Source organism: Thermomonas sp., assembly GCF_035369645.1.
Classification (GTDB): Bacteria; Pseudomonadota; Gammaproteobacteria; order Xanthomonadales; family Xanthomonadaceae; genus Thermomonas.
In genome coordinates, this window is sequence record NZ_DAOOUM010000019.1 from 35,834 (window position 1) to 42,208 (window position 6,375).

A 6,375-nucleotide genomic window follows, 5' to 3' on the forward strand; every position below is an offset into this window, starting at 1 on the left:
CAGTTGCGGCAAATGCTTGACACGCTGGGCCCATGCTGGGATATAGATGACTGTCATCGCCGCTGGGTGTGGCGGTCAGGGTCAACGCGCAAGGGGAACACATGGCGCAGCAAGAAGGTACAGGCGTCAACCTTCAGGGGTTGAGAGTGATGGTCATTGATGACTCCAGGACAATCCGGCGCACGGCGGAAACGCTGCTTGTGCGCGAGGGTTGCGACGTGGTTTCGGCGACCGATGGGTTTGAGGCGCTATCGAAAATCGCGGATCACAATCCGCAGATCATTTTCGTGGACATCATGATGCCGCGATTGGACGGCTATCAGACCTGTGCCCTGATTAAGAACAACCAAACATTCAAAAACGTGCCAGTGATCATGCTTTCGTCAAAGGATGGTTTGTTCGACAAGGCAAGAGGTCGTATTGTCGGCTCCGAGCAATACCTGACCAAGCCGTTCACACGTGAAGAACTACTTGGCGCAATTCGGACATACGTCAACGCCTGACCGGGGGGGACAGGACCAGCATGGCACGCATACTGCTTATCGAAGATTCACCGACTGAAACCGCAGTCATGGTGCAGTTGCTGGAACGCAATGGCCATCAGGTCGCCACGTCGGGTAGCGCTGAGGACGGTATCACCGCCTGCAAGCGCGATCAGCCGGATTTGGTGCTGATGGACGTGATCTTGCCCGGCATGAATGGGTTTCAAGCGACCCGTGCGCTATCGCGCGATAGTGAAACTAGCCATATTCCTATCGTGATCGTGAGCACCAAAGGGCTAGAGACCGATCGCGTCTGGGGCATGCGTCAGGGTGCCAAGGATTACATCACCAAGCCGCCGCGCGAGAGCGAATTGATCGCGCGCATCAACGCACTGATTGGGCACTGAACATGGCCAAGCGCGGCAAGCAAAAACAGAAAGGCAAGGCGCAGACCGAGACGGTCAAGCCCACGTCGGTACCGGCTGCGCAAGAGGCGGCAGTTGCCACTGAGGCGTCGGCTGTCGAAGTGGCCGACGCTGTGATCGTGCCGGATGCAGAGGCGCAGGCCGAGGCCGCCGTACCCACCAGCGATGCCGCCGACGATGTTGTTGTCGAGATCATGGCCGCGGAGGAGCCCGCATCGGAACAGGCAGAGCCCGCACCGGTGGCGTCCGAACCCGTCATCAGCAAAAAGCCCAAGCGTGCTCCGCGCGCATCAGCGCGCCCGCGTGAGCAGCGTTCGCCATTCTTGGTGCTGGCCGACTACGAACAGCGCAGCCTGGCGCATATTGCTGGCTTGCCCGAACAGTTGGACGCCCCGGGGTTGTGGCGCGGTGTTGCCTACCGCGTCGGTGCGCACCGGTTGGCCTCCGGATTCAACGAAGTCATCGAAATCCTGCCGCTACCGGCGCTCACCCATGTGCCTGGTTCACAGGCGTGGATGCTGGGGGTCGCCAATATTCGCGGCACCTTGCTGCCGGTGGTCGATCTCAAGCAGTTTCTGGAAGGTGAGCGTACCGTCCTGCACGAACGCCAGCGGGTGTTGGTGATGCGTCAGCCGGGCGGTGATGTCGCCGTTACGATTGACGAACTCTATGGGCAGCGTAGTTTTGTCGATGCGCAGGGCATCGCTGCCGATACCCTCAGTGAAGGGCGCTATGCGCATTTCATTGATCGCGCTTACCGCATGAATGATCAAGATTGGGGCGTTTTCAGTTTTGAGCGCCTTGCCCGTACTCCCGAATTCCGCCAAGCCGCCGCCTAACTGGCGGAACCCCAAGCAAGCCGAGGTCGCACGATGAGCACTTTGATGGATTCCGCCGCCGGTAAAGGCCGCAATCTCAGCACCAACTTCTGGATTTGGTTGCTGATCGGTTCGCTGGTCGTGTTTGCCGGTAATACCTTGTATGCAACCACCAAGGCTTCGCGCTTGGGCGGTGCCAGTACTGCGGCGTCGCGCTTGCAGTTGAACTCGCAGCGATTGGCCAACCAAGGCCGCGAAGCGATCGACGGCAAAGGCCAGGCGTTCGATGCACTGAAGGGCACCAAAGGCGAGATCGACGCCGACATCAAACTGCTCAATGACCGCTTCGGTGATACCGCCGGGGTGACTGCGCCAATCCGTACTGTGTCCGCGACATGGGATCCGCTGGCCAAGCGTGCCGACGAAGTCATGGGCTCACAGCAGGCGGTGTTGGCGCTGGCTGGCCACGCTGATAGCTTCACCGGCAAAATTCCGCAGCTGCAAGCGCAGTTGAACGAAGTGGTGCGCGGCTTGGCTTCCGGTGGTGCCAGTTCGGCGCAGGTGTTCACCGCGCTGAACCAAGTGGTGACCTCGTCCACGATGGCCCGTCGTATTGCCGAGCTGCGTGCCGGTGGTGCCGGTGCGCAGGTGGCAGCCGATGCGCTGGGTCGCGATGCGGCAGTGTTCGATCGGCAGATGAATGCCTTGGTCAGCGGCGGTGCCGATATCGGCAAAGTCAGCGCCGCAGGTGCTGTGGGCCCGTTGAACCAAGCCCACAGCATGTGGCAGGGCATGAAGAAAGACTTGGACGCCATCGTTGGGGACTCCAAGCGTCTGATCGTGGCGCAGGCCTCGGCCAGCGCGCTGGCGGCAGGCTCAGACAAATTGCTCAGCGATAGCGAAAGCCTCTTTGCCGCGTTCACCTCATTTGGCTCACTGAAAGACACCAGCATTATCGGCGGCGTCTGGGTCAGCATCCTGTCAGGTGTGGTGGCACTGTTCTCGATCGTCGGCTTGTTGTGGGCCCTGGGGCGCGCGCAACGTGTTCGTTATCAGACCACCAAAGAGCTGAACGACCGTAACCAAGAGGCGATCATGCGCCTGCTGGACGAAATGGGTTCGCTCGCGGAAGGTGACTTGACCGTAAAAGCCACCGTTACCGAAGACATGACCGGCGCGATTGCGGACTCGATCAACTTCGCCGTGGAGCAGCTGCGCACCTTGGTGGCCACGATTAACGACACCTCGGTGCAAGTGGCGGCCAGCGCGCAAGAAACGCAGGCCACCGCCATGCATCTGGCCGATGCGGCCGAGCACCAGGCGCAGGAAATCAATTCCGCCACGGGCCGTATCAACGAAATCGCCACCAGCATTAATCAGGTGTCGCGTAACTCCGCCGACTCCGCCGAGGTGGCGCGCCGCTCGGTGCAAATCGCCACCAATGGTGCGGGCGTGGTGCGGCAAACGATTGCCGGCATGGACAGCATTCGCGACCAGATTCAGGAAACCTCCAAGCGCATCAAGCGTCTGGGTGAAAGCTCGCAGGAAATCGGCTCGATCGTGGAACTGATCAACGACATTTCCGAACAGACCAACATCTTGGCGCTGAACGCGGCCATTCAGGCGGCCTCCGCCGGTGAAGCGGGCCGTGGGTTCGCGGTGGTGGCCGACGAAGTGCAACGCCTCGCAGAACGCTCTTCCAGCGCGACCAAGCGTATCGAATCGCTGGTGCAAACCATTCAGGCAGATACCAACGAAGCGGTGAGTTCGATGGAGCAAACCACCTCGGAAGTGGTGGCGGGTGCACGCTTGGCCGAAGATGCAGGTACTGCGCTGGGTGAAATTGAAAAGGTGTCGTCCGACTTGTCTGGCTTGATTGAAGGGATCTCGGTAGCAGCGCAGGAGCAATCCTCGGCGGCGACCAATATCACCCAAGCGATGAATACGATTCAGTCGATCACCGCGCAAACCTCGCAAGGTGCCAGTCAAACGGCGGCATCCATTGGAAACCTGGCACAGCTTGCCGCCGACCTGCGTCGCTCGGTCGCCGACTTCAAGCTGCCTGCCTGACGTCGATTGAGACAAGGATCAGGATGAACAGCATCCTTCAGGGCAGAAACGTTTTGCTTGGATTTAGCGGAGCCTGGTTATGACCACGGTACAGCGAGACGCCATCGACCATGCCGCGCTGGGCTGGGTGAAGCCAGAGATCGACGAGGCCTTGCGTCAGGCTCGAATCGAGCTTGAAGCATTTGCGGAAGCACCTGCTGACGCCGCACCAATGCATGCCTGCATGGGTCACCTGCACCAAGTGCAGGGCACTTTGCGCATGCTTGAGCTACAGACACCGGCAATGGTGTCGGTGGAAATGGAGCAGGTCGCGGCAGCATTACAGGCGGCAACGACACCCAATCGCGATGAAGCCTTAGCGGCCCTGATGCGCGGTCTGGTGCAGTTGCCGGATTATCTGGAACGCCTGCAAGGCGGCCATCGTGATATCCCCATTGTGCTACTGCCGTTGATCAATGATCTGCGTGCTGCGCATGGTGCCGCGCCGCTGTCACAAGATCAGTTGCCCAGTTTGTTGGTCGCGCCGAGCGAGGCCGAAATCGAACATGCGCGTGGCAGTCTGGCCGGTCGCAATCGTGCCCTGTTGGACACTGTGTCTTCCGCAATCAAGGAAGACATGCTGAAAGTGAAAGACGCGCTGGATCTCTACCTGCGCGGCAACCGCAGCAACGTCCAAGATTTGATGCCGCAAGCGGATGCACTCGATAAAATCGGTGACACCCTTGGCATGTTGGGCTTAGACAGTGCCAGCGCCGTCGTCCAGGAACAGCGTGCATTGGTACAGGCCATCGCCAGTAGCCAACGGCCATTCAACGAAGCGGACCTGCTGGATGTGGCCGGGGCGTTGATTTACATCGATCATTCTTTGGATGATCAGGTCGCACGCTTGGGCAGCGGAACCGATAGCAGCAGCTTGCTGGCACAAGAATCAGGCAAGGTCATGGGGGCATTGACCCAGGCCACGATCGGTAATTTTGCCGAAGTGCGCAATGCCTTCGTGGCCTTTGTCGAAACCAACTGGGATCATGCCAGTCTTGCCAAAGTGCCGCGCTTGCTTGCGGAAGTGGCGGGTGTGTTGCGGATGGTGGATCAGGTTGTGCCAGCCGGTTACTTGGATGCGCTGCAAGCCTATACCCAAGCCGAACTGATTGACCGCAAGTACGTGCCTGGCGGCCGTCAGTTGGACACACTGGCCGATGCATTGGCCAGCATGGAATATTATTTAGAGTCCCTGCATGACCCACTGGGTCAGCGCTTGGATTTGTTGGACAAGACCCGCGAATACTTGGAAGTTTTGCGCTATTGGCCAATTCCGCAGGCTGATGTTGCGGCGACAGTGCCACCGGTGAGTGATGCGGCTGAGGACAGCAGTGAAGCCCCGGTGGAATTGACTGCGCACGAAGCTGCGGCACCCGCGCAAACATCTGTCAGCAGCGAAGAAGAACCGATCGCCGTTGCCGCGCCAGCTGCTGTTACCGCAGCGGCGGAGGTGGCGACCAATGCCGAACCAGTGGCCGCTGGTTTCGAGTCAATGGGCGAAGAAATCGACGACGAAATCCGCGAAATTTTCTTGGAGGAATTCCAAGATGAAATCGCCAATCTCGATACATTGATGCCGGCATGGCGGATAGCACCGGAAGATGCCGAGCGCCTGCGCCCGATCCGTCGTGTGTACCACACCCTGAAAGGCAGTGGTCGTCTGGTTGGTGCCAAGGTGCTGGGCGAATTTGCCTGGCATGTCGAAAGCATGATGAACCGAGTGCTGGATGGATCACGTCCTGCCACGACTGCGGTGCTGTCATTCGCAGGTCTTGCGCATCAACTGTTGCCACAGCTACACGCCGCCTTGTTGGGCGAAGGCAAGGTCGCGGTCGATATTGCGGCGATGGAGGCAATTGCTGATCGTCTGGCAGCGGGCGAGGATGTGGAATTGACCGCGTTGCCGCTTGTGCAAGCAAGCGCCGCGCCTGCGCACGTTGAGCCGGTTATTGCATCGTCGAGCGAGCACGCCGCAACGGCGGAGACCACTGCAGTTACCGTGGATCCGATCTTGCTGGATATTTTGGGTACCGAGGTGGGCAGCCATCTGGAAACCGTGGACGCTTGGCTGGAAAAAGCACGCAGCGGCAAAGCGACGGTCAACGATGGTTTGATTCGCGCCATTCATACCCTCAATGGCGCATTCGCGATGACCGAAGTGGTATCGGTCACCGCCTTCACCGCGCCTGCAGAAGGTTATGTGAAGCGTCTGTTTGGCGCACAAGCCGATGCGGATGCTACGGGTATCGCGGCCATCGCGGAGATGGCTGCAGCGGTCAAGGCCTCAACCAAAGCACTGCAAACTACGCCTGATCAAGTGCCGTTGCACGCAGCGCTGGCAGCGCACATCACCGCGTTGCGCGATGCATTGCCCGAATCCAGCCTGCCGTTTATTGACGGTGCCCAGCGCGTTGAGGCCGAACGTGCCGAGGTTGAACGCATCGAAGCCGAACGCGCCGAAGCCGAACGCATCGAAGCCGAACGTGTCGAAGCCGAACGTGTCGAAGCCGAACGTGTCGAAGCCGAACGTGTCGAAGCCGA

Annotated in this window: 5 protein-coding genes and 1 pseudogene; 5 read left to right on the top strand and 1 reads right to left on the bottom strand. The window is 59.6% G+C overall.

All coding sequences use genetic code 11. From position 1 onward, the window contains the following. The first annotated feature begins 101 nt into the window (after nucleotides 1-101). The 5 genes and pseudogenes from pilG to PK789_RS05470 all read left to right on the top strand — a co-directional run. Nucleotides 102-503, top strand: a complete 402-nt coding sequence (gene pilG / locus PK789_RS05450) for a twitching motility response regulator PilG (protein ID WP_324307567.1) — start codon at nucleotides 102-104, stop codon at nucleotides 501-503. A gap of 20 nt (nucleotides 504-523) precedes the next feature. Beyond that, nucleotides 524-889, top strand: a complete 366-nt coding sequence (locus PK789_RS05455) for a response regulator transcription factor (RefSeq protein WP_324307569.1) — start codon at nucleotides 524-526, stop codon at nucleotides 887-889. A 275-nt stretch (nucleotides 890-1,164) separates the two neighbouring features. Then, nucleotides 1,165-1,746 (top strand): chemotaxis protein CheW, encoded by a 582-nt coding sequence (locus PK789_RS05460; protein WP_324307574.1) that lies wholly within the window; start codon nucleotides 1,165-1,167, stop codon nucleotides 1,744-1,746. 33 nt (nucleotides 1,747-1,779) lie between these two features. Beyond that, the gene (locus PK789_RS05465) at nucleotides 1,780-3,795 is read left to right on the top strand and encodes a methyl-accepting chemotaxis protein (RefSeq protein WP_324307570.1); all 2,016 of its coding nucleotides are present in this window, start codon (nucleotides 1,780-1,782) and stop codon (nucleotides 3,793-3,795) included. Nucleotides 3,796-3,874: 79 nt separating this feature from the next. After that, a pseudogene (locus PK789_RS05470) lies at nucleotides 3,875-5,560 on the top strand (Hpt domain-containing protein); the annotation flags it as partial. 664 nt (nucleotides 5,561-6,224) lie between these two features. Here PK789_RS05470 and PK789_RS11665 read toward each other — a convergent pair. Beyond that, nucleotides 6,225-6,375: pentapeptide repeat-containing protein (locus PK789_RS11665; protein WP_503011905.1), on the bottom strand; the 151-nt coding region annotated here is incomplete at its 5' end.

Bases quoted from the DNA above. Each gene is read 5' to 3' on its own strand.
- pilG (WP_324307567.1), top strand. From the start codon at position 102: ATGGCGCAGCAAGAAGGTACAGGCGTCAACCTTCAGGGGTTGAGAGTG.
- PK789_RS05455 (WP_324307569.1), top strand. From the start codon at position 524: ATGGCACGCATACTGCTTATCGAAGATTCACCGACTGAAACCGCAGTC.
- PK789_RS05465 (WP_324307570.1), top strand. From the start codon at position 1,780: ATGAGCACTTTGATGGATTCCGCCGCCGGTAAAGGCCGCAATCTCAGC.